Origin of the sequence: Candidatus Palauibacter sp. (assembly GCF_965237495.1) — a bacterium.
Taxonomy (GTDB): Bacteria; Gemmatimonadota; Gemmatimonadetes; order Palauibacterales; family Palauibacteraceae; genus Palauibacter.
In genome coordinates this window covers 792,779-818,312 of the sequence record NZ_OZ250143.1, presented here as the reverse complement: position 1 = coordinate 818,312, position 25,534 = coordinate 792,779, and the positions used below count along the sequence as shown (strand labels likewise).

General features: G+C 64.7%; 23 protein-coding genes. 8 read left to right on the top strand and 15 right to left on the bottom strand.

Translation table 11 applies throughout. From position 1 onward, the window contains the following. Positions 1-160 precede the first annotated feature (160 nt). Together ACPXY0_RS03440 and ACPXY0_RS03435 are read right to left on the bottom strand one after the other, a co-directional pair. Positions 161-1,174: a hypothetical protein gene (locus ACPXY0_RS03440; protein WP_423928498.1), complete on the bottom strand. Its 1,014-nt coding sequence runs from the start codon at positions 1,172-1,174 to the stop codon at positions 161-163. A 32-nt stretch (positions 1,175-1,206) separates the two neighbouring features. Next, on the bottom strand, positions 1,207-2,787 hold the full coding sequence (locus ACPXY0_RS03435) for a hypothetical protein (protein ID WP_423928496.1): 1,581 nt from the start codon (positions 2,785-2,787) through the stop codon (positions 1,207-1,209). Positions 2,788-3,176: 389 nt separating this feature from the next. On the opposite strand from ACPXY0_RS03435, the gene ACPXY0_RS03430 reads away from it, so the two are divergent. Next, positions 3,177-4,133, top strand: a complete 957-nt coding sequence (locus ACPXY0_RS03430) for an endonuclease NucS domain-containing protein (RefSeq protein WP_423928494.1) — start codon at positions 3,177-3,179, stop codon at positions 4,131-4,133. Between the two features lie 466 nt (positions 4,134-4,599). Here the strand turns inward: ACPXY0_RS03430 and ACPXY0_RS03425 are convergent, their stop codons facing one another. The 4 genes from ACPXY0_RS03425 to ACPXY0_RS03410 all read right to left on the bottom strand — a co-directional run bounded on the left by ACPXY0_RS03425 (position 4,600) and on the right by ACPXY0_RS03410 (position 9,134). Beyond that, entirely contained in the window at positions 4,600-5,070 is a 471-nt protein-coding gene (locus ACPXY0_RS03425) for a hypothetical protein (protein ID WP_423928492.1), read from the bottom strand. A gap of 817 nt (positions 5,071-5,887) precedes the next feature. Next, positions 5,888-7,108, bottom strand: a complete 1,221-nt coding sequence (locus tag ACPXY0_RS03420) for a hypothetical protein (protein WP_423928490.1) — start codon at positions 7,106-7,108, stop codon at positions 5,888-5,890. A gap of 222 nt (positions 7,109-7,330) precedes the next feature. Next, entirely contained in the window at positions 7,331-8,854 is a 1,524-nt protein-coding gene (locus ACPXY0_RS03415) for a hypothetical protein (protein WP_423928488.1), read from the bottom strand. Then, positions 8,847-9,134 (bottom strand): hypothetical protein, encoded by a 288-nt coding sequence (locus tag ACPXY0_RS03410; protein WP_423928486.1) that lies wholly within the window; start codon positions 9,132-9,134, stop codon positions 8,847-8,849. Before ACPXY0_RS03410 ends, ACPXY0_RS03415 begins: the two co-directional genes overlap by 8 nt. A gap of 216 nt (positions 9,135-9,350) precedes the next feature. Here ACPXY0_RS03410 and ACPXY0_RS03405 point away from each other — a divergent pair, with 216 nt between their 5' ends. The 5 genes from ACPXY0_RS03405 (at position 9,351) to ACPXY0_RS03385 (ending at position 14,530) form a co-directional block, all read left to right on the top strand. After that, positions 9,351-11,366, top strand: a complete 2,016-nt coding sequence (locus ACPXY0_RS03405) for an ATP-binding protein (RefSeq protein WP_423928484.1) — start codon at positions 9,351-9,353, stop codon at positions 11,364-11,366. Continuing rightward, a complete protein-coding gene (locus ACPXY0_RS03400; protein WP_423928482.1) occupies positions 11,366-12,685 on the top strand; it encodes a DNA cytosine methyltransferase in 1,320 nt (439 codons plus the stop codon). Before ACPXY0_RS03405 ends, ACPXY0_RS03400 begins: the two co-directional genes overlap by 1 nt. Then, entirely contained in the window at positions 12,672-13,121 is a 450-nt protein-coding gene (locus ACPXY0_RS03395; RefSeq protein WP_423928480.1) for a very short patch repair endonuclease, read from the top strand. The genes ACPXY0_RS03400 and ACPXY0_RS03395 overlap by 14 nt, the downstream gene beginning before the upstream one ends. Positions 13,122-13,412: 291 nt before the next feature. After that, positions 13,413-13,796 (top strand): hypothetical protein, encoded by a 384-nt coding sequence (locus tag ACPXY0_RS03390; protein WP_423928478.1) that lies wholly within the window; start codon positions 13,413-13,415, stop codon positions 13,794-13,796. After that, on the top strand, positions 13,796-14,530 hold the full coding sequence (locus ACPXY0_RS03385) for a DUF429 domain-containing protein (protein WP_423928476.1): 735 nt from the start codon (positions 13,796-13,798) through the stop codon (positions 14,528-14,530). Before ACPXY0_RS03390 ends, ACPXY0_RS03385 begins: the two co-directional genes overlap by 1 nt. 63 nt (positions 14,531-14,593) lie before the next feature. On the opposite strand, the gene ACPXY0_RS03380 is transcribed toward ACPXY0_RS03385, so the two are convergent. The 4 genes from ACPXY0_RS03380 to ACPXY0_RS03365 all read right to left on the bottom strand — a co-directional run bounded on the left by ACPXY0_RS03380 (position 14,594) and on the right by ACPXY0_RS03365 (position 20,212). Next, entirely contained in the window at positions 14,594-14,938 is a 345-nt protein-coding gene (locus tag ACPXY0_RS03380; protein ID WP_423928474.1) for a hypothetical protein, read from the bottom strand. A gap of 157 nt (positions 14,939-15,095) precedes the next feature. After that, positions 15,096-16,418 carry an IS1182 family transposase gene (locus tag ACPXY0_RS03375; RefSeq protein ID WP_423928472.1) on the bottom strand — a complete coding sequence of 441 codons (1,323 nt, stop codon included), beginning with the start codon at positions 16,416-16,418 and terminating at the stop codon, positions 15,096-15,098. A gap of 157 nt (positions 16,419-16,575) precedes the next feature. Continuing rightward, on the bottom strand, positions 16,576-17,739 hold the full coding sequence (locus ACPXY0_RS03370) for a PD-(D/E)XK nuclease family protein (RefSeq protein WP_423928470.1): 1,164 nt from the start codon (positions 17,737-17,739) through the stop codon (positions 16,576-16,578). A gap of 265 nt (positions 17,740-18,004) precedes the next feature. Further along, positions 18,005-20,212, bottom strand: coding sequence for a hypothetical protein (locus tag ACPXY0_RS03365; RefSeq protein WP_423928468.1), 2,208 nt, complete (start codon positions 20,210-20,212; stop codon positions 18,005-18,007). Positions 20,213-20,997: 785 nt separating this feature from the next. On the opposite strand from ACPXY0_RS03365, the gene ACPXY0_RS03360 reads away from it, so the two are divergent. Both ACPXY0_RS03360 and ACPXY0_RS03355 read left to right on the top strand, forming a co-directional pair. Then, positions 20,998-21,546 (top strand): hypothetical protein, encoded by a 549-nt coding sequence (locus tag ACPXY0_RS03360; protein ID WP_423928466.1) that lies wholly within the window; start codon positions 20,998-21,000, stop codon positions 21,544-21,546. Between the two features lie 96 nt (positions 21,547-21,642). Beyond that, positions 21,643-21,942, top strand: coding sequence for a hypothetical protein (locus tag ACPXY0_RS03355; RefSeq protein WP_423928464.1), 300 nt, complete (start codon positions 21,643-21,645; stop codon positions 21,940-21,942). Between the two features lie 357 nt (positions 21,943-22,299). Here the strand turns inward: ACPXY0_RS03355 and ACPXY0_RS03350 are convergent, their stop codons facing one another. From ACPXY0_RS03350 to ACPXY0_RS03330, 5 genes are all read right to left on the bottom strand, one after another. Next, a complete protein-coding gene (locus tag ACPXY0_RS03350) occupies positions 22,300-22,644 on the bottom strand; it encodes a type II toxin-antitoxin system HicB family antitoxin (RefSeq protein ID WP_423928462.1) in 345 nt (114 codons plus the stop codon). Further along, complete coding sequence (locus ACPXY0_RS03345; RefSeq protein ID WP_423928460.1) at positions 22,641-22,895, bottom strand: type II toxin-antitoxin system HicA family toxin; 255 nt, start codon at positions 22,893-22,895, stop codon at positions 22,641-22,643. The genes ACPXY0_RS03350 and ACPXY0_RS03345 overlap by 4 nt, the downstream gene beginning before the upstream one ends. Before the next feature lie 52 nt (positions 22,896-22,947). After that, the gene (locus ACPXY0_RS03340; RefSeq protein WP_423928458.1) at positions 22,948-23,910 is read right to left on the bottom strand and encodes a hypothetical protein; all 963 of its coding nucleotides are present in this window, start codon (positions 23,908-23,910) and stop codon (positions 22,948-22,950) included. A 32-nt stretch (positions 23,911-23,942) separates the two neighbouring features. Further along, entirely contained in the window at positions 23,943-24,413 is a 471-nt protein-coding gene (locus tag ACPXY0_RS03335; RefSeq protein ID WP_423928456.1) for a hypothetical protein, read from the bottom strand. A 183-nt stretch (positions 24,414-24,596) separates the two neighbouring features. Then, positions 24,597-25,481 carry a 6-bladed beta-propeller gene (locus ACPXY0_RS03330; protein WP_423928454.1) on the bottom strand — a complete coding sequence of 295 codons (885 nt, stop codon included), beginning with the start codon at positions 25,479-25,481 and terminating at the stop codon, positions 24,597-24,599. Positions 25,482-25,534: the final 53 nt, after the last annotated feature.

Sequence of the window (25,534 nt, the reverse complement as noted above, 5' to 3'; positions counted from 1 at the left end):
TGTGGCGGCTGCTATCGCCTCACGAAACGGCGATTCCCCGAGCCGACCACGCATGCAGTCTACGGCGCTGAGACCGGCCTCCAAACGAGGCGCCTTCCGGCCGCATTGGTGACGTGAAGTCCCGTCGCGCCGCCAAGGCGAACCGGCGGCGAGGGCTGCGTCAGTCGCGTCTTCCGTGTCGGTCGAAGAACTCGTCGGTGCGGGCGGGGAGGAGGAGCTTGTCGGCGATGGCCGCAATCTCCTCGGCCTCCCTCCACGCCTGTTCCAGTCTCCACAGTTCGCCTTCCAGCGCCCGGCGTTCCTGCTCTTCGTGAAGGGACATTTCCAGAGCGAGGCGGGTGGGCTTGGGAATGTCGCGGATGTACCCCCGCCTGCCCATCCAGCCCCATTGTTCCCTCTTGGCCACATCGGCGAGGAAACGGCTGGGGTGGCCGCTCGATTCGATTTCATCTACAGCGCCCTGTACGGAGCGGCGGGAACCACCCCATCCGTTCAGGAGGGGGACGATGGCGGCCGCCACGCGGTGGGCGTCTTCACCTTCGAACCAGGCCTTCTGCATCGTCCGTTTGATCTCGACGCCGAACCCCAAGGCGCCGTCGTCGGGCAATATGCGGATGGACCGCAGATCGAGGAGTCGGAACTTCACGACGCTGTCCGGGGTGACGGCGCCCTCTTTGCTGGTCTCGCGGCCGACCCGAGCCTTGGCCATCGGGCGGAGGTAGGCCCACGCCACCACCGGGTACGAGACGGCGCCTCCCAGGATGGCCAAGACCGGCAGGGAGAGCTGCAGGCCCGTACCCACCGCCAATGCGGCGGCGACGCTGAGGCCCGCACGGCGCATCCGCGTTCTGAACTGGTCGCCGTACCGCCAGGCTGCGAACTCGCCCCGCGGCGGCTTCCCGATCCGCACCAGATCGAGGCCCTCCCGGTGGCGCGCAATGCCGATGTTCTCGGTGGAGGCGCGCAAGCGCGTGTCGCGGAAGATTCGCTCGCAGGTCTCGACCGCCTCCCAGCGCTCCTCGAGCGGAGTCAGGTTCCACCGGTGGCACTTCCTGCACACCACCCACAGCCGCCCTTTCTCCGGGTCGAATGCAAGCCTGCGTCCGACCGGAAATGCCTCCACCACCTCGTTGGAGCCGAGGGATTTCTTGCAGAATATGCAGGTCCTATACACCCGCTCTCTCTCCGCTTGCCTGGCACTCCAGGTCAGTGCCCGCTGATGTTTACACCCGCCGCTTGGACACCTCGCGAACCGCGGCCGCGAGAGCGTCGATGCCGCACGGTGACGCCAGATCCTGAAGGGCTCTCAGGGCGATCGACTTCTGCTCGGGGAGCTCGCGCTCGGCGACGATGTAGAACTCCCAACTTCCCGAGTCCCGTTGGTTGGCCGTGGACTGGTCGTCTCCGTGCCAGGCGAACACGTAGAGGTCCGCGTGGCGCCCGGCCTTCGAGACCCAGTCTCCATCCTCGTCCCAGTACCCCGTCCGGGGACGAATATCGAATCGAGCGGGGCTCTGTCTCCCACCGCTCTCCCAGGCCTGGGGCTGCCGCAGACTGCTTGACCTCGAGCCTGACTCCCGACTCATGCTCGAAATCCCACGCGTCCCACGGCGCCTTGCGCGTCCAACCGCTGTCTTCAAGCGCGAGCGCCACGATCGCCTCGACGTACTCGGAACGGTGGACATTGTTCATCACTCGCTGCTTGTACGGTCGGCTGACCTCCGCGAGCACGATGGCGTCCGACTGCCAAGGCTTGGCCAGCTCGTCCAGGATCCCGACGATGCGTTCGAGCGCCGCCGCGTACCGGTCGGGCCCCTTGCCTCCCTCCGGGTCGACCGGAACCCACAGCTTCTTGCCGACCTCATGGACGTCCGAGCCCAAGCGAGCCTTCAGCAGCGAGGGAACGCGTTCGTTCCAGCCCTGACCGCCGGCGTAGGTCCACTCCAGGCACTCCAACCAGAGCGGGGTCGAGGCGAACTTCTTATGCAGAATGGAGTTGATGCCCAACCAAGCACCGAGCTTGTAGAGGCGATCGAGGCGCACGTATCGGCCGTAGTCGTCGCCACGCGGCGCTATCTGGTACTGGCCACCCTTGATGGTCCTGGTCTCAAGCCAGCCTGATTCCTTCCCAATCTTGGTAACCGCATCCACCATTTCCTTCCCCGGAAGCGTAGCCTTGCTCTCCCTTGCCTCGGCGAACCGCACGAGTCCTCGGAGTTGTCGGAGATCCGCCAGACCGAGCTCGTCACCCTCCAGCGGCTCCTTCATGCTGTCCAGCAAGTTCGTCCAATCCGTGATGCAGAGATGCTGATCCGTCCCATCGAGCTGGACGCAGCGGAGATGCTTTAGATCGGAATACGGAATCCCCTCCTCGTCGAGCCGGGCCAGTAACTGCGGCCAAAGCTCCTCCACGCGCCTGGACGGAGCCAAGAACATGAGTACTGAGAGACCAACCGACGGCAGCTGTTTCAGGTAGGCAACGGGCTGGGTTGGCATGAGCGGGGCATAGAACTTAGCCTCGATGAAGAACCGCTCCTCGCCGTCGCGACCCTTCTGCAGCACGTCGGGGCGGCCCAGTTTCGGATCGGCGACCTCGGTCTCGAATCGTTCACCTGACAGCCCCATTCCCGGAACGGCGTCCCTCAGCCACTCGTCCAGTCCTCCTCTCGAGTCGGGATAGCGGTTGAGGATGTACTCCAGCACTGCAACGGCGAGCACTTCCATGGGTGGATGAAACCGCCAGCTGAGGTGAGCCAGCAGCAGCCTTGACGTCTCGGCGTCGCTCATGAATCAGTTCCTTCCCCGGCTCCTCGAAGTTCTCACGACAGCGTTCCCGCCGACGGGCATACTGATGACATCGGACACGCGTCGCACGCGGGGGAGGGTGCGTGGGCACCACGGCCCCTATCCACTGCCTCTTTCCCCCGGCTGACCGGTAGGGCCTGACAAGCGTAACGGCCGCCGGATTTCGATTGATCCGAGAGGTCCATCACCATACCCTGCGCGCCCGGCGATCCGATCTTCGCGGTTCAAGGGCGGGAGCGGGAGTCGACGCCGCGGACACCTCCATATAGACCCGCCCTTCTCCCCGGCTGGAGGCGCCTGCGAACGCGGAATGGCCGCGGACCCCCGAGGCCGACACGTCCCTTCACATCAACGAATCGGAGTCACCCGCCATGTTCTTCTACGACGTCAACGACTGGGATTTCATTCAGGTTCTTGGAGCACTACCGAGCGCACCCGCCATAACTCGCGCCCACCTCCTTGGCGGATTCGGTGTGATCGTCGACAGCGACGATGCGACGGCGTGGTGGCAGGCGCTGACACGGGATCGCGGCGAGGAGGGGGCCGCCAAAGCCGTTGCGCAGCTGATCATCAATAGCGGCGGAGCACGCGTGTTGAGTCTGATCAAGGCCGAGGCCGCCGGTCGACGCGTCGTGCCCAGAGCGGACGACTCGAAGCTCGCGAGGCTGCTCTTCGACGAGTCCCAAGAAGAATCCCTTGTCGATCAGGAGACGTTGAAGTTGATCGTCTGCGAATATTATGCGGAGACGCATGTACCGCGCGACAACGAGGATGACGAACTGCCGGAGCCGGACGACGAGTTCGAGCCGGAAGATGCCGAAGAAGACGAAGACGCCGGGGAGGATGGGCCCAGCATCTTCGATCTGTTCTCAGGCAAGCCGCGGGCGAGCGCACAGGGGGGAGCCCAGTGGACGTTGGAGCGCGTCCAGCACCCGGCCAAGGGGTTTCTCACCGTTCCCGATCGCTGGAAGGAGAAGGACCTGGAGGACTTCCTGTGGTCCGAATGGGAGACCATCGACTTCGGCTTCGACCGTCCCATCTACCTCGTCGGGAGGCAGAAGAGCCTGAGTGAAGGCACCAGCGACCGGGTCGACCTGCTCGCGAAGGGCAGGTCGGGCGAGCACATCGCGATCGAACTCAAGATCGTCGAGGCACGACGCGGGGATTACACGCAGCTCACATCCTACATGGGGAACATGCAGTCGAGCGGCGTACCCGCGGACAAGGTACGAGGAGTCCTAGTCGCACCCGGATTCTCTAAGAAGGTGCTCAACTCGGCGGCGATCGAACCCCGGATCACCCTCCTCCGGTTCAACAAGGGACCATAGGAACGGAACACTTGACCTTCCCATGCGTCCCACGGAGCCTTGTAGACGGCCCTCGGCTCAACCGACGTGCGGGCACCGACATGTGCCCGGATCACTCCTAACAGAGATCCACGCACTCGTCGGGGTGGACTCGCGAGATCCGGAGCCATAGGGCCTCGTCCTCGTAGTTGCGGGCATCGACGCCGATCTCGAACCGCCAGACGGAGTGGCACCAGAACCAATTGCACGAGATGGGGTTGGGGCCCGTGATGTTATCGGCGACCGCGCCGAGCGGATACGGGGCGCGCCTGACCTCGGCCCACCACTCGACATCCGCCTCGGACCATCAAGGATGCCCCTCGGAAGACGCCCAGGATGGTGCTGCACGCCACCGTGGTGAGTGCGATCGTCAGCGCTGCCCAGCGCACCGTGGTCATCCGACGTTCATCTGTCACGGCCGGTTGTCATGATCCCCCCCCGGAGGCTGTCAGTGGCGACGCTCAAACTCCACCATGACCCGATGTTCGGAGCCCTCCCGAGGGGAGACGGAGCCCTCGATGACGTTCTGGTCCACCTGTTTCCCCTCGAAGTACTGCCGCACCGCGCCGTTGTCCTTGAAATCCAGTCTTACCTTCGCTCCGCGGCGGGATCCCTCCACGGTCCACACCTGTGGGGGCCGGCGAAGCTCCGGCGGCGGAGTGGGGTCGCTGAACGTCTCCTTCATGATCGTTCCGGTCACCGCCCCGTCCGAAGTCTCCGTGACTCGCAGCGTCCACCTCGGCGGAAACGGCCACCACGTGACGGGCTCCTCATTCGGAAAACGACGCACCCATGTGCCCGTGATCGACCCATGGGAAGGATCGAAGAGAACTCCGCAAGCCTCGATCGCCGGGATGCTCAGCATCAGACAGATCGCCAGCATGCGCCCCCGAAAGGCCTTCAGCCGAGTGCTCTTCACGGCAGGAGCTTCATTTCGTATTTGATCACTCGTGGGAATGGCACCGTCGTCTGGACGTAGAGGTGATCGTCCGGTCCCGGAGTTGGGCCGCGCACTTCCTCTGAGTCGGGGAACAGGAGCCGCCGTCCTCCTTCACGATGCGCCAAAGCCCCACCTTTGGGCTGGCGAATCCCAGGGGCGTCACTCGATCCGCACGAAACCAGGGGAAAGACGAGCAGAGCTGCGAGGAGCCTGGAGCCCGTAGATGTCACGACGCAGCCTCCGAACGTGTCTGTGTCTGGCCTGGCCACATCCGTGCTCCTGATTCTCCGCCCTGTAGTCCGGCGAACGGCTCTGGAAATCGTCGGACCCTTCCGCGCTACCGCCGCTTGTACTCACGGTAGTCCACGCTGTTCCTCCGACTTCATTCCGCCGCCGACTCACAGCCGCAACTCCCAGCTCCTCGGGTCCCGTTGCTCTGCCGTCTCTCCGGTCTCTCCGTGCCAAGCGAACCATTGACGGGGCGAGGGCATCCTAACGATGAAAGTTCGCGAAGCCCTGTTTGTTGACATCGATCTCAGTGGGGAGCAGTGCCGCTTGCTTGAAAACATGACGACGGCGCTCCATGAAGAGATGAGATCGATGACTGCCGAGTGGGCGTACAAGCCAGTAGAAGAACGCCGTCAGAAGGTAAGGGAGCTTTACCATCAACACGCTGTCAGGGCGGCTACCATCGCAACCGAGGAGCAGGCGGAGCGTATCGCGATCAATCTCGAGGGATTGGGGGAGAGGCTGGCTGGCAAGCCACCCGCCCCTCGCGCCTCCTCGGATACGGCGTTCACCTACACGTGTAGCGATGGATCTCCTCACGATCCAGTGCGTCACGCTGAACGCCGATGACCCAGTCCGGTCCCCATCGCTTGACGTCGAGGCCGGCCGGGAGATCGGCCGCGGTGACGGTTCCGCTCGGGTCCACCTTGATCCACGCTCGCGAGGACTCCGTGTTCACCCGGAACTCGCCGATGGCCACGCCGCCATCCGACGCGGCGACGACCACACCGAAGCTCGGCGTGGTCGTGTGGCGAGCGATCCGTCGTTGATCTCGCTTCAGGTCTTCCAGGGCGGGAACCTGACTTGCATGCCGGTACCTCTCGCTGAGCAATTCCTCGAGAAGCTGGTCGGAGACCGGTGAGGGAGTGGCGGAGGATCTGACGATCGCGTGCAGATCGCCTCGAGCCGAGTACTTGCGCATCTCCCACTGCGCGTCATCCGCGATCCAGACCCCATCGTATGCGGAAGCGATGTGGAGGCGTCTCCCGAATGGAGGCTGGGTCACCTGCAGGCGTCCGTCCTGCTCGAACAGGGCAAGCTCCTCCCCGGGCCACGTTCCTATGGGGTGTACGGTGTCTCCGACCGGAGGAATCGCCACGATCTCGACCGCCGGGCGCGCCGTACCCTCCACCGGGGCGGGCGGTTCGAAGAACGCCGCGATCACCGAGCCGTCCTCGAGCATGCCCATGGGTCTCGGCGGAACGGGACTCGACGCCGGGTCAACGGCGCTCGCGGTCGCGAAGCCCCGGACGAACTGGCCGTCCGCATCGAGAATGGTGACGCGCCGCAGGCCGATGTCCGCCGCCGCAAGGGAATCCGGTGGTCTGGAGGCCAGCCACTCGAGACGCCCGAATTCCCCCGGGCCGTTACCTGCCCCGCCCCACGTGGAGACGTGTCGCCCAGCGGAGTCGAATACGACGATCTCATTCCCGCTTCCGTTCACGACGGCGACACGACCCCGCGACAACACCTCCACATCCCTGAGGTCGGAAAGGACGTACGCATCGTCGTCTTCGCGACTCCGAATGACGAGGTCGCGCTCGCAAGCCAGTCTGTGTCGTTCCGCGAGGACGTGGGGCAACGGGCCGAGCTCGATGACCCGCACGCCGGCGCTGTCGAAGACGGTGGCGGTCGCGGCATCCGCCATCAACTCGGCGGCGGAGCGGTCGTTCGAGCAGGCCGATACGAGGGCGAGCACGGCCGAGGAGAAGAGCAGACCTCGTCTCATTGATCGCAACTCCGATCGAAGGCAAGAGGAACCGGATCCGGAACCGGAATCGGCCCGACAGGAGACTGCCCCTGGTGGACCATTCCAACCGGCCAAACGGTTGCCCTTCGAGCGGCGCATGTTGTTCATCACGCGCTGCTTGTACGGTCGGCTGACCTCCTCGAGCACCTTGGCGGCGTCAGCGCCTCGCCCAGCGTTCAACGGCCGCGCCGGGAAGTCGCGTCAACCGCGGCCGCGAGATCCTCGATACCGCACGGTGACGTCAGACTCTGAAGCGCCTTCAAGGCGATCGACTTCTGCTCGGGCAGGTCGCGCTTCGGGACCACGTAGAACTCCCAGCTTGTGGGGTCCCCCTGGTCCGCCGCCTCCCGCGGCGCTCCGTGCCAGGCGAACACGTAGATCTCGGCCGGGCGACCCCTCGTACTCGACAAAGCGTCCCTCCTCTTCGTCCCAATACTGTTTCACCGGGGCGATGCCGAAACGCGGAGAGCTTTGCGTCTCACTGTTTCCCCACGACTGCACCGCAGCGGAGTGCTTGAGCTTCAGCCGCACGCCCGTTTCGTTCTCGAAGTGCCAGGCCTCCGACGGCGCCTTGCGCGTCCAGCCGCTGTCTCTGAGCGCGAGGGCCACGAGCGCCTCGACGTACTCGGAACGGTGGGCGTTGCTCATCACGGGCTGCTCGTACCGTCGGCTGACCTCCGCGAGCACGCTGGCGCGCGAGAGCGCCGGCTCCGCGGCCTCGTCCACGATCTCGGCGATCCGTTCCAACTCGGCCACGTAACTGTCGAGATCCGAGGCGTCCTCCGGGACGACCCCCACCCACAGCGCCGAGCCCACATGCTTGACGCACGGGGACATGCGATCCTTCAGCGTCGGTATGGTGCGCCTCGTCCAACCCGAGTCGTTCGGAGCCTTCCATCTCGTGACGCGGATCCATAGCGGCGTCGCTTTGAACTCGTCATGCAAGTCGGTATTGAAGCCCACCCATACGCCGAGCCTGGCGCGGCGGCCCAGCCACACGTACCGCCCGTAGCCGTAGGACTTCGGTGTTGCCTGTAGACGTTCCTCGTTGATCCAGCCCGAGCTTCTGCCGCTGGCGGCAACCTGCTTGACAAGCTCTTCGCCGGCGTGCGCTGACTTCGGTTCATTGGCCTCGGCGAACCGCGCCAACCCGATGAGTTGTCGGATCTCCGCTAGACCGGACTCGGAGTCTTCCAGGCGCGCCTCCATCCTGCTCAGCAACGTCGTCCAGTCCGTGACGAGAAGATGCTTGCCCGGCCCGTCGATCGCGGCGCATCGGGGACCCACATCAGAATGCGGCATGCCCTTCTTGTCGAGCCTGCGGAGCAGCTGGGGCCAAAGCTCCTTCACCCGCCCGGACGGGGCGAGGAACATGAGCACCGAGACTCCATCGGCCGGCAGCCGCTCCAGGTACGGAACCGGCTGATTCGGGGTGAGCGACGCATGAAACTTGGCTTCGATCAAGAGCCGTTTCTGTTTGTCCGCTCCCTTCTGCAGCACGTCAGGGCGGGCACCATCGGGAAAGGCGACCTCGGTCTGGAACGGTTCGTCGGACAACCGCATTCCGGGCACGGCCCGTTCCAGCACCTCCTTCAGCCCCCCTCTTGAGGCGGGATAGCGGTTGAGGATGTGCGCCAGCGCCGCCACGGCGACCTCTTCCATGCGCGGATGGAACCGCCAACTCAGATGCGCCAGCAGCGATCTCGAAATCTCGGAGTCATCCATGCGTACCTCGCAAGTCCTTACATACCGTCTCTATCGGCGGCTGCGAGAGTACGACGAGCGCCTCCGGCTTCACCAGCCCCTGCTCATCCTCACCGCCCGCCGAGTACCCCGACCCCGCTGGGGGCGCGACTTCTCCCGGCTCCAGCGGCCATCCTTCCGCGATCTCAAGTTCGGTGCAATCGTGTCGTTCGCGGGGCTTGTCGCGCGGATGACGGTGCGCGGGAAGATGTGCGTGGTGGGACATCGCGAGCCGATTGCCGGGGACTCGCTTCGAACTCACCGTCGAGCAGATCCAGGGCGCTGGAGCACTTCGATCCGGAGTACCGGGAGCGGCCATTCGGACCACGCTGCCGGAGGATAACTCCGGACCACATTGTGCGGGCCGTCAGCGAGAACGGCCGAGCAGCTTACGTTCAGACAGGCGGGATTCGAGGAAGAGCGAACCCCAGGACGAGGACGACATGACCGAGAGCGAGGGAGCCGAGGAAGCTGTGACGTGACCACCTCCAAGAAGAAACTCTACCTGGAGTTTCACGGCCGCGTGATCGAGCACCTGGGGATTCAAATGTACCAGAGCCCCGTCAACGCGATCGCCGAGATGGTGGCGAACGCGTGGGATGGAGACGCGACCTCCGTGGAGATCGAGTTGCCGGACACCGTCACCGATCCTGACGCCACTTTCGTGATCCGCGACAACGGGACCGGCATGGAGTTCGACGAGTGCCAGGATCTCTACTTGGCGGTGGGACGTAACCGTAGGGGAGAAGAGACGGAGGAGCAGACGGCTCGGGGCAGACCCGTACTTGGGCGAAAGGGCATCGGGAAGTTCGCAGGGTTCGGGATCGCAAGCCTCGTGACGGTGACGACCGTCAGCCGAGCCACCGGAGAGCGAACCGTGTTCCGCCTCGACCTCGATGTCCTGACGGCGGACGACGAACCGAGCACGGGTCGAAAGGAGATCGATGTCGTCGGGTACGCTCCTCCCGACGAGAGCAGAAGGGATCGGCATGGGACTTCGATCACGCTCTCGAAGCTCACGATCCACCGGGCGCCCTCCGAGAGCCGGTTTCGGATCAGCATGGCAAGGAGGTTCCTGCTCCATCAGGGGCAAGCGGACTTCACCGTGTCGGTTCAGGGGGAGCCTCTCCCACAGTCGTACGATGTCGCTGGCTTCGAGTATCAGTTCCCGAAGGATCTCCCCGAGCCCATCGAGGGTGTGGAGATCGATGAGGATGGGTGGGGTCTCGAGGCCGTCGGGGGCAACGACATCCGATGGCGGTTCCTCTTCCGCAAGGACACCATCGACGAAGAGGAGTTGAAGGGAGTCGCGGTCTTCGCGGGCGGAAAGCTCGCGCAAAGGCCCTTCTTGTTCAATCTGACGCGTGGGCTGACTGGACAACATGGGGCTGAGTACCTCGCCGGTCAGGTCGTGGCCGACTTCATTGACTGGCTTCCGGCCGACCTGATCGCAACCGAGCGACAGCGCGTCAACTGGGACAATGTCGAGACAACGCCCCTTCTCGACTGGGGCCAGTCGCGACTTCGCCTTGCGTTCAGGGTGTGGGCGAAACTGAGGGGCGAGGAGAAGGCGAGACGTCTTGAGAAACGGCTCGTAGACTTCGCCGACCGTCTCGGACGCTTACCGACGCACGAGCGGAAGACCGTAAAGCGAGCTTTGACCTCGCTCGGCGCGATCCCAACCCTCTCGGAAGAGCAGTTCGACCACTTGGGGCGGGCCGTGTTGGGCGCCTGGGAGCAGGGGCGCCTCACCGAGCTGATCGCCGAGATCGCCGAATTCGACGACCTGGACGAGTCGGCACTCCTCGACGTGCTCGTGGAAGCGCGCGTCCGGACGGCTCTGCAGACGGTAGAGGTGGTCCGCACCAAGCTCGAGGCGATTCAAGGTCTGCGGAAGAGGATCGAGAAGCAGGAACTGGAGAACGCCGTTCGGGACTTCATCGCGGAGAACCCATGGCTTGTCTCACCGGAGTGGGAGACATTCAAGAAAGAGTCCGGCTTGCGTCAGGTCATTGAGAAGGCGGCCGACGTGGCCAAGTTGTCCGCTGACATCTACAGGGGGAGAGTAGATCTGACCATGGCCAGCGGTCGCCATCTCCTTGTCCTTGAGTTCGTACGACCGGGACGCGCGGTCGACTGGGACCACCTCTCCCGCTTTGAGAGGTACGTGCTGTCGATCAGGTCAAGCGTAAGTGTGGCCACGGGGGCCCGCTTTCGGCAGGTCACGGGGTACATCGTCGCCGACCGTCTGGACAAGGAGCCTGAGTTCACCAAAAAGATCGACGCGCTGGAGCGGGAGGACATGTACGCGCTCGATTGGCATGCCCTGCTGGACAAAGCAGAGGCGGGTTGGCGCGACTTTCTCAACATTCTCGAAGAACGGGGAGAAGGTGACTTCCGAATGGAAAGACACTTCGACGCTGTCCGCGGCAAGACGGAGAGCCACAACTCGCGCGAGTCCGCCGGTGCATCCGAAGCACGAGAATCGTCCTGATGTCGTTGAGCGCCGTTAGTCTGTTCACGAACTGTGGTGCGGGCGATGTCGGGTTCGCCAAGGCTGGCTTCCGGTTCGATGTCTTGGCCGAGATCGACCGACGTCGACTTGCGGTTGCCGCGCTGAATCTGCCGGGTTCTTCCGTCATTCCGGGCGACCTCCGACGTACTTGGCCCGACGTGGTCTCGGCTTACCGCGATCGACGCGATCGGCAGGCCCCCGCCCTCTTGGCGGCGTGCCCTCCCTGTCAGGGTCTCTCGACCGCCAACGCGAGAAGAGGGATGGAGGAGGACGCGGACAGCGGTTCGAAGGATGCGAGAAACCTGCTCGTCGTCCCGATCGCCGAGGTCGCGACGGCCCTCGCGCCGCGGGTCATCGTGGTGGAGAACGTGCGAGCGTTCCTGACCCGGAAGGTCCGGCACCCTGACACACGGGAAGCAGTGTCTGCGGCGGTACTCTTGATCTCACTGCTGGATGAGGAGTATGTCGCCTTCCCCCTTCTGTCGGATCTGGCGGACTACGGCGTACCGCAAACGCGGGTCCGGTCGTTCATCACATTCGTGCGGCGGGGGGAGGCGTGCCTTCAATTCCTCGAAGAATGTGGCGCAGTTCCTTATCCGACACCGACGACTGCGCCGGACCACGGTGGGGAGCCGGTCTCGCTGGGTGACGCGCTCGACTCGTTCGACCTCCCCGCACTTGACGCTGGCTCGGCCTCGGCTGCGCGCTCCGACCGATCCCTTCACTTCGTCCCGGTATGGAGTTCGGAGCAATACAGGATGGTCGCTGCGATCCCGGCGGGCAGCGGAGCAAGCGCCTGGGAAAACGATGATTGCCCCGGGTGCGGCGATTCGGGAGTCCCGCGTGATCTTGCATGCTGCCCGACCTGCAATGCCCGCTTGCTACGCCCGCACGTCGTCGAGAACGGACGGGCTCGGCTGGTCAAGGGGTTCCACCGTTCCAGCTATCGGAGACTCTCACCTGACCGTCCCACAGCCACGATCACCACCAGCAGCAATCGGATTGGGAGCGATCGGAAGATCCATCCCTTCGAGAACCGCGTTCTGAGCCCTCTCGAATGTCAGAAACTGCAGACACTACCGGACGACTTCGATTGGGGAGAGGTCCCCAAGCAGTCTAAATCGGGTCTCCTGAGGGAGATGATCGGAGAGGCCGTGCCGCCCCGCTTCACGGAAGCTCACGGGAAGGTTCTCGCCGACCTGTTGGACGACGCGCGACCGCGGGGGCTCCTCCCTGCCGCAGACCGACGCGTATCGAACGCAGCTCAGAAGCTGGAAGCTCTCAGTGCCGTCGTGTGACCCCGGCGGTGAGCTGGACCCGTTCCCTCCCGAAGAACGCCGACGGGTCATGCAGGCCGTCGGGAGATACGACACCGAACCGGAAATGAGGCTTCGGCGGGCTCTTTGGAGTGCAGGTCTCCGATACCGGCTCCGCCGCAGGATCGCCGGAACCCGGCCCGATCTCTGCTTCGTTGGCGCGAAAGTCGCTGTCTTCGTCGACGGCTGTTTCTGGCACGGCTGTCCCGATCACTACTCCGCACCAGCGCACAACTCCTCCTTCTGGAACGAGAAGCTCCGGAAGAACCAGACTCGCGACCGTAGAGACGACCGAAGGCTGGAGATGGAGGGGTGGCAGGTGCTCCGCTACTGGGAATGTGAAGTGAGGCAAGAAGCAACGCGGATCGTGGCCGAGGTAAGACAGCGAATGATGGGCCCAGGACAGAAGTGGCGCTAGGCCGCGGACCTCGTCAGGCGGGTTCCGAAACCGCACGGCCTTTGTCCGAATGTTGCGAGGCCGGAGGCATCTACATGATTGACCTCGACATGGCCAAGGTCGGCGAGCCGCTCGACTGGTCGAAGGTCCCGTCCGCCAACAAGCCCAAGCGCCCGCGGAAGGGGAGGCTCCTAAAGCCCATTCCTGTTGCCTTGAGAGACGGACAGCCGGCCGTCCTCGGATGTTCGGGCCCGGGACACCACCGATTCCGGCTTCCGGGTTGAGACCGTCCACGGTCCGGTCTACGTGGGAGTGGTGCCGAGCGAGCGGATTCTGGATGCGGCCGCGTGCTTTCGGGTGCTCGATCACGCCAAGCAGATGAAGTGTTCCCCCATCATCTGGAATCACTGGGGGCGGCTTCCAGCCGATTCGGCGCGCCTCGCGACCCTCATGATGGGGAGGGCGATCGAGTGCTGCGCACCTGTTGTGATTTCGGATGGAGACCGGATCCATGAACTCGTGGAGCTGGCGAACAGAGTCAAGATTCCCACTCGGAGGGTCATTGAATCGTCCGGAGAGGCGATCGTCGATCTTGGATACGCGTGGGGCCTGGACAACGCGTTCAAGATGGTGTCCAAACATCTCCCCGCGGGCATGAGGGGGAGCGCATTGGATCGCTATCGGAGCCTCGGCTGATGGTCACCCTCGGGGTCGATCTTGCGTCGCAGCCGAAGCGTACGGCCACCTGCCTGATTCGTTGGGATGGCGGGTCGGCACATGTCGAGACACTCTCGATGGGAGCGACAGACTCCGACCTGCATGAGCTGTTCAGGCGCGCAGACAAGATCGGAATCGATGCCCCCTTCGACTGGCCCGTGCGCTTCACCCGAGCCATCGCCGACTACTCGGCATCGACGGTCTGGCCTTCTGTTGACGTTCCTCGGCTTCGGTTTCGAAGGACGGATGAGGTCGCGAAGCAAACAATGGGTCGATGGCCGCTCAGCGTCTCGTCGGATCTGATCGCGGTGCCCGCCATGCGAGCTGTCCGCTTGCTCGCAGAGACCGCTGCAACCGGTGAAGCCATTGATCGGAGCGGCCGCCGCCGCTTCGTCGAAGTCTACCCTGCGGCAGCCCTCTCGATATGGGGGTTTCCCTCGCGTGGCTACAAGCGCGCCAGGGGAGCCACAGTTCGGGCCGAGCTCGTGCGTGATTTTGCCGAGCAGACCACGGATTGGCTTACCCTCTCCGAGGAGGATTGGGCTCAGTGCAGGGCCTCGGACGACATGCTCGATGCGCTCGTGGCGGCTCTCGTCGCCCGCGCCGCCGCCACCGGCCACTGCGAACCGATCCCTCCTGACGATCAAGAGATCGCCAACGAAGAAGGATGGATCGCCCTACCGCAGACAGGAAGCCTCGATCAACTCGCGTGAATCAGGTGCGGTCTCGAGGATCAACGAGGTTCGCCGCGTCTCCAACCGGCTCAGCAGCGGTCCCTACGGGCTTTGTGCCTCGGCCTTCGCCTGTTGCCATTTTCGTTCGACTTCGTCAATGGCGGGAATCGCATTGGTGGCGAGATCCATCATTCCATTGACATAGTAATCGGTGATAGGTCCATGGCCATCCCTCCGTTCCCGGTACAAGTCCGGCAGAAGGGAATCCCAGTTCGCCACTTCGTCGCTGACCCACCGGACATACGGCCACCAGCCTTCGCTTTGGCCAGGCTCCAGCGTCGGGTGACTTTCAAGTCTTTCCTCTAGCTCGTTACGCCGCTCTTTCTCCGCGGCGGTCATCTTGTTCTTGCCTAGGAGCCTGCGCCGCAGGAGCGCGGCGGAAGCCATCGGATGCCGCCCGCGGGGTCTCGCGAGCCGAAGTGTCGGTCGTTTTCCGGACGGGAACACGTTGTAGGCGGGGAGACGGCCCGGCGGGCGGCGTTCGGGCGGGGCCGCGGACCTCTTTTTGTGCCCCGGGGGACGCTTGACACGGATTTTCGGCCCCTCACGCTGCCTGAAGGACGTGGAGGCGCCTCATGTTGAGCGCCAGGCACACGAGGTCCCACTCGCCGCGCACCTTCTCCAAACCCCGGAGGCTGAACCTCCGGAACCCCATCGCCTCCTTGACCCAGCCCATGGGCGCCTCCGCGATCCACTTGCGCTTGGCGTACACCGCCCGGCCCTCCGGAGCCGCCAGCTTCTTCGCCATGCGCGCCCTCGCCGGCTGCTTCTCCGGGTCGGGCTTGCCGGCCCCCTTGCCCTCCCGGCCCAGCGCTACGTAGCCGTCGATCCCCCGCGCCTCCAGAGCCGCCAGATCCTCCTCGTTACAGTAGCCCGCGTCGGCCAGCACCTGGCCGGGCGTCTCCCCGCACCGCCCGGACACCTCGTCCACCCGTTCCACCAACTGCCCCTGGTCGCTCGCGTTGTCCGTCACCGCCGTCCCCACCACCAGTTGGCTCTCCCCGTCCACCACCGCCTGCGCGTTGTAGCACTGCTGGTAGCCTTCCGTGCTCGTCCGCATGATCCGGCTCTCCGGATCCGTGAAGTTCGTCTGATCCTTCGCCTCCGGCTCCCCGTACGCATGCTTGTACGGCGGCCCCCCCTTCGGGTTGCGGTCCCACTCCGGCTTCCGGCCCCGCGCGTCGTCCCGCTCCCGGGCCTCCGCCTCCAGGCGAGCCTTCGCCGCCCGGATCGCCGCCAGACGGTCCTCCCGGCGCTTCAACTCCTCGGGCAACTCGTCGCCCCGAACGTCCTCCCCGTGGCGCTCGTCCTCCTCCGCGTCGATCGCCTCGGCCGCCGCCAGAAGCTCCGCGATCTCCGCCTCCAGGCGGGCCTCTTCCGGCCCCATCCGCCCATAGCTCATCGCCTTCCGCTTGCTCGCGTTCGCGCGAACCTTCGTCCCGTCCACCGTCACCCGGCCCAGCCCCGCCAGCCCCAGTTCCCGTGCCAGGCGCACCACCTCCGCGAACAACGCCCCGAACGCCTTCAGGTTCTTCTTCCGGAACTCGCACAACGTCCGGTGCGCCGGAAAGTTCCCCGCCGCCAGCATCCTGAGCGCCACGTCCTCCTCCAGACGCCGCGCCAGCTTCCGGGACGAGAACACCCCCGTCGCGTACCCGTACACCAGCACCTTCACCATCATCCGAGGATCGTACGGGCTCCGCCGCCGCCCATCCCCTTCGTACCGCGCGTAGAACGGCGACAGGTCCGCCGCGTCCACCAGATCGCTCACATGATGCGCCAAGTGCCCCGCCGGTACCCACTCCCGAAGATCCTGCGGCAGCAGCAGCTGCTGGTCCGGATCGTACGGCCGGAACCTCGTCCTCATCCTCTCCGGATCGTACGGTAGGGACCTCGTCCCCATCGCCACCTCCCCGCGCCGAACGTGAACCGGTCACAGCCCGGCATCACCATAACCATCCGGCACGCGCCGCACCATCGGCTTCTACGGCGCAGGCTCCTAGCGGATGCAGCACGCCCCACTTTCAACGGTTCGGTCCCGGCCCGCGAGATTGCAGGACAACCCCCGTGCATCCGTCAAGCGGAGGATGCCCCTTGACTGCCTTCTCCCACGGAGGCCACCCGGCGCGATACAGCCAAAGGAAATTGGACCATGTCTTTTCGCCACGGTACCTGCATTCTACCCGGAGACCCGGAGCCATATCGGGCAGTTCTTCTTGTACCCTTCGGTGGACCTCGGCGCGCAGGTGCTCCAGAAACCCTTCGCACAACTCCACCTTGAGCTTCGGCCAGACATCCCAGACGGTCTGCGCGGTTTCCAGCTGACTTGGGTTGGAAAAGAGATAATCTCGTATTGCCTGGCTGTCGCTGTCCGTCGCCATCGAACGTCCTCCAAATTGTTGTCGGCAGAATGCTTCGGCATCCCTGAGAAACCATCGTAGCCGGTCGGCGTGGCACTGCGTGCGACAGGTGGCCAACCACTCGGCCAGAGAGAACGAAGTCCGGAAGTCCGCGAACACATCGTCCGGGATGGCTTGTTCATCTTCGGGCGCGTCGTCCACCGCGTCGCCAGCTATTTCGTTCGCGCCGGTCCCTCCCTCGTCTTCGAGGCCGCTGTCGTCCTCCTGGGCGTACTCCCCTTCCCGAGCCGCGCTCCCTGGGTCTCCCCAATAGGGCATGACGACGAACCGCCCCCGCCAACGGGGGAGTTCTTCCGTCGGCAGGGCATAACCGGTAGGCCCCTCGCCGCGTGGAGACAGGTAGATCAGTAGAAAACGCTCCTGGTACGCTCCCTTGAGGTACTCCAGGTAGTCCAACACCTGGTGACGCTGATCGCCCGCGAACGGCTTGTTCTCGATGGCCAGGCACCACGGCCCGGCGCCGGTCGTAATATCCACCGTGATGTCGATGCGACGCTTCTTGGGGATGACTCGCTCCAACTGCACGCGAACCGGATTCGAGAGGTCCGGCCTCGGCTTGGGGGTGCCGCTTTCTGCCGGCAACGCGTCAACGAGGATCTCGAGCAGGGACGTGCCCTGGCCGTGCCGTTCTGCGGGGTTGAGCAGGTCGGCGATGATTCTGGAGAGCAGAAGCTCGCTCGGGTGATCCTCGCCCATGTAGTGGAAGACGTTGAAGCGATGCGCGAGATGCCGGTCGAGTTCTCGCTCCAGCTTCCGGGCCGCGTCCAATATGGGATTCAGCTCGACGAAGAACCGCTGATGTCGGCGGCGCTCGGAGCGCCTTGTCTCATCCATGCGCGTCTCCAGTTCCGCGAAGAATCCAGGGATCCCCAAAGCGCGCCCCGTCATGCAACCACTCCCTGCGTTGGCCCGGCAGCAAGGGTGTAGGGCTCGATGAAGGCCCCGGTCACCTCTCAAGCCTCATCGAGGCCAAGATCGACGAAGGACTCCCACGCCAAGAGGCCCGATCAGGGACACCCGTCCCCATCCCACGTCAGGCACCGGCGCCGGGAGCCATCAAACCGTGCGCCCTGGGGAGGAACTCCGACATCATCCTCGCATAGTGGCGATAGTACTCGTCCCACGAGATCCCTTCGAAATCCCTCGGGTTCGCGTCAATGTTCCCCTGCAGCCGGCGCGCGCACAGCGCCTCGGCCACCACCTCCGCCAGCAGCACCCGGAAGTGAAGGGCGTCCTGCTCCGGATACTGCTCCGACTTCGGACCGAGGTAGCGCTTGAGCGAGGGGTGGCGTGCTCCGATCTCCAGCACGTTCCTGTTCCACCGGTAGCGCAGCGCGCCATGATCCACATCCTCCAGCTTGATCACGATGCCCGAGCCCGCGGCGGGCGCGGCGCGGAGTTCCGTCTCGGCCTCGTGTTCTCCCAGGCGGGCCATCACCTTGGTCGGCGCGGCCTCGTCGTCCAGTAACGCCACCTTGAGCTTGCACAAGGCGATCCCGAGACTGGCGCTCCGGACTAGCTTTCTCGGCCCCGAGATGCGGAAGTCGTCCGATGACAGCTCAAGATCGAACGCACGGCCCGCCGCCCGCGCGAGCCCGACGGGGGCGAGTAGCCGGATGCTCCTGCGCGAGCCGTCGCGGATGCGATAGCTCTTCCGTTCGAACTGTAGTCCGGCGACGTGCGAGTACCTGTCCGCCTCCGAAGCGAGCACCGCAACCGTCGACTCCGCCTTGATGGGGCCGACGCTCGCCTCGAGCCCGGTCGCGACCGTCTCCTCCAGCCCCTTGACCGACCAGGTCGCCCGCAACACGCCCTCCTGCGCCTCGAGCCTCGCCAGGGGCACTCCGGTCGCGTCCGCCCGGATCTCGTCCGTCAGGCACCGCACCCGCACCGGCTGGCCTTCGCCGATCTCCGGGAACGCCTCCGACCTCACCGTCAGCCAGCACTTGAAGGAATGCCCCCGCACGACCTGCGCGTACTGCGGAGTCAGCGAATAGCCGCGAATCTGGAACTGGCTACCCCTCTCTCTACTCTTCGGGTCGCGGGACATCTCTTCGTCCGAGAAGTCCTCCATGAACTGGTTCGCGGCTTTCTCGAGCGCGTCGAGCCGCTTGCGCGTCTTCTGGCTCTCGACGCTGCGTGCTCTCTCTCGCTCCTCCCGTGTCCGTTCCTCCTCGACCAGGGGCCTGAGCATGGCAAGCGCCCTGGCGTAGAGCGCCTCCACGAACGGATGATCCGGGGTAAGCCCGGTCTTGCGTGACGGATCGAGAATCGGGACCGGGTTCTCCGGCGGATGCGGGTCGCCGCGCGCCTGGCGCTCGTCGTATTCGTTCCAGAGGTCGTCGATCGCTTCGCAGGTCAATCGGCCGAAGAACCACTGCGCGTGGGAGTCCCATTCCAGCCCGCGGTCGAAGAGCGTCGCCTCGTGGATCGCATGCCGTGACTTGACCAGAATGCCGCCGAGCCGGAACCGGTTCCGCTCCGAACGGAACCGCTTGCGCGCTCTGAAGACGACAAGCTTCGCCCTTGCCCCGGGATATCCGGGTACGGCGAACGTCTTCGAGACACGCTTCCTGCCCGCGGGCCTGGGGAGGCCGACCACGCGGTCCCCCTCCGCCTTGAGCCCCCGCGCCACAAGCGTCGTTTGTTTCTGCCACACGATGTCACGGAGACGCACCAGCCGCGCCACGTTCGGTACGAGCGTGTCGATCTTCGGAATCCGGTGGTTCCGTTCGATCTCGATGGTGACCACGGTGCCGGTGCCTTGGCCGATGCCCAACCGCTTGCGCACCTCGGGCTGGACCTCGCGGGAGTCTTCCGCCTCGTACTCCAGATTCGAAAAGATGCGGCAGGTGTGCATCCGGCCGTCGCCCGCGATCGACTCGAAGGTCACCGTCCCGAGCGCCGCGATGTCCTTGCCCCCCCGAGAATTCGTCCCGCGGACGGGTTTGCCCACCTCCATCCCACTCACCCGCCCACCGATTCTCCCGAGCTTCCGGTTCATCTGTTCGGTGGTCATCCCGTCGGCGAAGTCGCGCACCCGCAGAATCGAGGGCTGCCCCTTGCCGCGTCGGCCGAGCTCGATTTCGACGCGCCCCTTTGCGCCAAGAATCTGGTACCGGTCGTCGGAGTTGGTAACCAGTTCTACAATCGCGTCGTAGACGTCCCGTATGGCCAGCTTGGCGTCCTGTACGACGCGCCGCGATGCGACTTCAAGTGGTCTTCGCCTGACGGCGGTCATAGGCCGGGCTGGTGTCCGGGTGGGCGTGACGGGGATGAACAATCTTGAACCACTGCCAGCCACAGGCAACGTCTCACTGGAAGCTTGCCGAAGCCGTCCACCGGTTCCGGGGGAAGTCGTCCGGTGATACCGAGCGAAGCCGACCGGCGGGCGAGCAGTCCTGAAGGGCGCTGGACACGGATCGATCAGCGATCGTGGCTGTTGGCCTCCCGAGTTGCGTTGGACATGGTTATCCTTCCAGACCTGAGCGGAACCTCTCGGTGACCTTTCGAACCTCTTGGGAGAGCCCTTGCACGGACGACGCCGTGCCCGTGCCCATGGCAGGGACGCAAGAAGGGCGGCGACCCCTCATCGATGAGAGAGCCGCCGCCCCAAGAAGGCAACCGTTCAGTCGGGTCGCTAAAGGCAACCACGCCGGTCGCATAACTTACTTGTAATACCTGTCGCCGGGTCACGCAACCACGGAGCGTTCACCATGTACCTGCTTTACCTCGACGAGTCGGGAAACGAGAACAACCCAAGGCTTGTGCGACACTTCGATTGGGAGGACGGCGTCATTCACGGCTTGGTCCACGTTGGTCCGAGTCGCGGACGGAACTGCGACTGTCCGGCCTGCTCGTCTCGGCGAATACGCGGAAGCCTCGGTGCGTGGATTCCCCAAGAGACCTCCCCGTAAGGCCCGAGGAACTGGTGACCCGGGCCGCTATGGTTGGTGCGCCACCGAGCGGACCTTATGATCCGGCGTGGCGGTCGGAGGGACCGCCGGGACATCGGGAGGCACGCGCGTGGAACGGAACATCGGACGGATCTGGGTGGCCCTGCTGGTCGTGGCGCTGGCTGTCGTCGTCATTGTCCAGGGCGATTCCCTGACGCCGGTGGACGTAGGGACAGGAGAAGGGCCGTTTCTGACCGCACTCGTCCAGTTGGGCATCCTCTACGTCGTCGCCCTGTTCGTCGAACGCTCGCTCGAGGTTCTCATCAAGGCGTGGCGCCAGGGCGGGAAGACTCGCCTCGAGGAGAAGGCGCGGGCGGCGGAAGAGAGTGGCAGCGCGGCGGCCGAGAGCGAGTTGCAGGAATACAGGGCAGGCACCCAGAAGCGGGCGCTTCTCGTCGGTTTGACGCTGGGAATCCTGGTATCTCTGTCCGGTGTTCGGCTTCTTGGCCCGATCTTCGAGTTCGGCGACGCGGCGGCGCCGTTCCAGCAAGCTGTGTTCCAGTTCACGGACATCATCTTGACGGCCGGGCTGATCGCCGGCGGATCGGCGACGATCCACGAGTTGATGGCGCTCATCGATGATTTCCTGAAGGCCAGCCGAAGACGCGCGAAGCAGTAGTGAACCCGGCGACCTCCCGGCACCGTTGCGGGCAACCGCAGGGGCAAACCGCCCCAAGACGTTCAAGATAACTTCGCTCCGAACGGAGGAATCAACGTGAACCTGCCGACGCTGACGGAGTTATCGACCAAGGAACTGCTGGCCATGCGCGACCGGACGGAGAAACGGATCGAGGCCGACTCCGCCTACGTGATGCGGCGACTACAGGAAACGGACGACCCGGATTGGTACGAGAAGATCGAACGAGCAAAGCAGGCTCGAGAGATCGGTGAAAAGCTACAGAAGAGCGCGCGGAAACACAAAAACATACATGGAAATGCCCGAAAACATGACTTCCGAGAGAAGAACTCCCCTGTACGAGGCGTACCATTCCAACCGCTTCAAGCGCGGAGGTAGCGGCGTCGGCGTCGAGGTGCGCCGCGTCGATGCCGGCAGTGGAGGCCCGGGTCCGAATCGAAGCGTCGATGGTCTCGACCTCGGCTTGTAGGTGGGCGGTTTGCTGCCGCGCGGCTTCCCGGAGGGTACCAGCATAAGCGCCGAAACAGCGTCGGCACGGCGGCTTCGGTCGCGCGGACGCAGCTCGCGCGGCCGAGGAAGGCGGGCGGATTCCGTACGGAGACGACATCTGGAGAGGACCCGTCGTTGTGGTCGATGATACGGCGCGGATCGTGCGAATCATCGGACGCTACCAGGGAGAAGACGAGCGAGACGACGCGTTGGAACTGATGTCGAAGTCGATGCGCTTGTTCGCCGTCAAGCCATCCCGGGTGCGGCGCGGTCACCGAGCGTGTCGGTGATCCATTGATTCAGACTCTTCCCTTCGGCGGCGGCGGCGGCGGCGACGTTCGCGTGCAGCTCGGACGGGATGCGCACGTTGAACCTCCCCGAGTACCGGCGTCCGGGCTCGACGCCGTCCTCCTCGCACATCTCGAGAAACACCCTGAGCGATGCCGCGCCTTCCCTCCTGAGACCGGAAACGTCGCGGGCGTAGAAGTCCGCGCCGCCGTTCAGGCCGACGAACTCGCCCCGGAACATCTCGATGTCGGGGTCGAACTGGACGATGGCCCGGTAGCCGTCGATCTCCATCGTGTTTCTCACGGCTCCACTCCGTTCTCCCTCAGCCAATTTCGAATACTCGCCACGGCGCCCTTGCCCGTATCGGGCGAGGGATGCGGACGGTGGAACACGCGCCGCTCGCCAAACAGCCTCACGCCGATGCGGGACCCCTTCCGTTCGCTGATTTCCGCGCCCAACTCGGCAAGCAGCGCCTCGATGTCCCGCCACGGTATGTTCGCGCTGACGGGATAGCGGAATATCAGGGCGAGTGTTCTTCGATGCTTGCGCCTCACAACGTATGGTACCGAAAAACGGTACCGCACGTCAACGGGCGGACCATCGTAGCTAGAGCGTTTCCGGTTCTGGCGCCGACCCTGCCTGAGCGTAGGCCAGCCGGAATACCGTATCGCCCAGCCAGCGCTTGAAATCGGTGTTGTCGACGAACTGTCTGAACAGCTCCGTGTCGTCCTTCATGATGCTCGTCATCACCCGCGCGAGCGCTCTGTCGTGCTCGATCCGGGCGTTCTCGCGGTCCGAGTTCTCCCGGGCGTTCTTGAAAGCCGTGTCCTGCGCCACCTTGGCCGGGATCGTCTCGGTGATCATCTGGCTGACTCGGTCGGCGTGCTGCCAGTCGATGCCGCCGAACAGGTCGTTGAACTGGCCGATGATCGCCGACAGGCGGTCGATCTCGACGTCGCCCTTGCCCGCGCCCCCGACGCCCGGCACGGGGTCGATCTCGGCGTCCTCGTCCTCCAGCATGATCTCCCGTATTGCGCGTTTCTCGACCCGGTAGCTGTCCATGTCGATCTCGAACCGCCAGACGGAGTGGCACCAGAACCAATTGCACGAGATGGGGTTGGGGCCCGTAATGTTATCGGCGACCGCGCCGAGCGGATACGGGGCGCGCCTGACCTCGGCCCACCACTCAACATCCGCCTCGAGATCCCAGGTCGCACGGCCCTCGGCCACGACCCGACCGTCCCGCCGGAGCCGCACGGCGACTTGGATGGTGCCGGACTCGGGCACTCCGAAGCGAGCACTCGGCAGATCCTTCGCGGTGAGCACCCGCCGGTTGATTCCGTGGCCGCCTATCTCGACCTCGAGACCCGCCAGCCCGTTCGGGTCGTCCAGGCCGTTCAGGAGCACGACGGACTGGCTCTTCCACATGATCCGGGCCTCGCCCGGGGGCGCCGTGACCATCAAGGATGCCCCTCGGAAGACGCCCAGGATGGTGCTGCACGCCACCGTGGTGAGTGCGATCGTCAGCGCTGCCCAGCGCACCGTGGTCATCCGACGTTCATCTGTCACGGCCGGTTGTCATGATCCCCCCCCGGAGGCTGTCAGTGGCGACGCTCAAACTCCACCATGACCCGATGTTCGGAGCCCTCTCGAGGGGAGACGGAGCCCTCGATGACGTTCTGGTCCACCTGTTTCCCCTCGAAGTACTGCCGCACCGCGCCGTTGTCCTTGAAATCCAGTCTTACCTTCGCTCCGCGGCGGGATCCCTCCACGGTCCACACCTGTGGGGGCCGGCGAAGCTCCGGCGGCGGAGTGGGGTCGCTGAACGTCTCCTTCATGATCGTTCCGGTCACCGCCCCGTCCGAAGTCTCCGTGACTCGCAGCGTCCACCTCGGCGGAAACGGCCACGACGTGACGGGCTCCTCATTCGGAAAACGACGCACCCATGTGCCCGTGATCGACCCATGGGAAGGATCGAAGAGAACTCCGCAAGCCTCGATCGCCGGGATGCTCAGCATCAGACAGATCGCCAGCATGCGCCCCCGAAAGGCCTTCAGCCGAGTGCTCTTCACGGCAGGAGCTTCATTTCGTATTTGATCACTCGTGGGAATGGCACCGTCGTCTGGACGTAGAGGTGATCGTCCGGTCCCAGAGTTGGGCCGCGCACTTCCTCTGAGTCGGGGAACAGGAGCCGGGAGCCACGGAATCCTCCGTCTGGAGCAAACGTGGCGACCCAGAGGCCGCGAGCCGGCAATTCAAGCTGCTCGTCCGTCGGTCATCACCCGATAGAAGACCACGACATCGCCGTTGCGACGTTGTTCGAACCCACGGGCTGCGACGGGAACGGTGCGAAACTCGATTCCACCTTCCATCAATTCAGAGCGGCCGGCCAGGCCGGGGAAGAGCTCCGCTCCTCCGTTCACGACGGAGCCGTCCTCCTCCACGATGCGCCAAAGCCCAACCTTGGGGCTGGCGAATCCCAAGCCTGATGGGGTACTCCCGAAGGCTCCCGGATCACCGAAGCGACCGATCTCGGCCTCGCTCTCGGTGACGCTCAGGATCGGTGTACCAAGCTCGCCCGCGTCCGTGACTTCCCAGGCGACATCCCCCGCCGACATGCCAAGGCGAGTGACCGCGAGCTTGTCTCCGTAGGCGTGCGTGCCTTGCGGCCGGAAGTCGAGCTGAAGGGTGGTCAACACGACGCCGGAGCTGTCAAACACTGTCACTCTGCCGGTCTCCCCGTCCGTGATGGCCAGATCCCCGTTTCGAGAGACCGAGAGGTGTCGCGGCCGCATGAACTCGCCGGGACCCTCACCGGACCCCGCGGCAATGAGGCGTTCGAGATGACCGGATGGTGAGAAGACGACGATCTTCTCGTAGTCGGCGTCGTGTACGAAGATTCGTCCCTGGTGATCCACGTCAAAGCCGACGATCGCGGACAACACGGCCCCGCCGTACCGCAGTTCCTGATCCGTGAGGCGCCGCGATGAGTCGGCGAGCGAGCCCCAGCCGAAGCTGCCGAGTTCGTTGAGCGCGTAGCGCGCCGGGCTGGCGGTGGTGACTGAGCCGTCACTCGATCCGCACGAAACCAGGGAAAAGACGAGCAGAGCTGCGAGGAGCCTGGAGCCCGTAGATGTCACGACGCAGCCTCCGAACGTGTTTGTGTCTGGCCTGGCCACATCCGTGCTCCTGA

Bases quoted from the DNA above. Each gene is read 5' to 3' on its own strand.
- ACPXY0_RS03415 (WP_423928488.1), bottom strand. From the start codon at position 8,854: ATGGATGACTCCGAGATTTCGAGATCGCTGCTGGCGCATCTGAGTTGG.
- ACPXY0_RS03435 (WP_423928496.1), bottom strand. From the start codon at position 2,787: ATGAGCGACGCCGAGACGTCAAGGCTGCTGCTGGCTCACCTCAGCTGG.
- ACPXY0_RS03385 (WP_423928476.1), top strand. From the start codon at position 13,796: ATGGTCACCCTCGGGGTCGATCTTGCGTCGCAGCCGAAGCGTACGGCC.
- ACPXY0_RS03380 (WP_423928474.1), bottom strand. From the start codon at position 14,938: ATGGCTTCCGCCGCGCTCCTGCGGCGCAGGCTCCTAGGCAAGAACAAG.
- ACPXY0_RS03375 (WP_423928472.1), bottom strand. From the start codon at position 16,418: ATGAGGACGAGGTTCCGGCCGTACGATCCGGACCAGCAGCTGCTGCTG.
- ACPXY0_RS03420 (WP_423928490.1), bottom strand. From the start codon at position 7,108: ATGAGACGAGGTCTGCTCTTCTCCTCGGCCGTGCTCGCCCTCGTATCG.
- ACPXY0_RS03400 (WP_423928482.1), top strand. From the start codon at position 11,366: ATGTCGTTGAGCGCCGTTAGTCTGTTCACGAACTGTGGTGCGGGCGAT.
- ACPXY0_RS03430 (WP_423928494.1), top strand. From the start codon at position 3,177: ATGTTCTTCTACGACGTCAACGACTGGGATTTCATTCAGGTTCTTGGA.
- ACPXY0_RS03365 (WP_423928468.1), bottom strand. From the start codon at position 20,212: ATGACCGCCGTCAGGCGAAGACCACTTGAAGTCGCATCGCGGCGCGTC.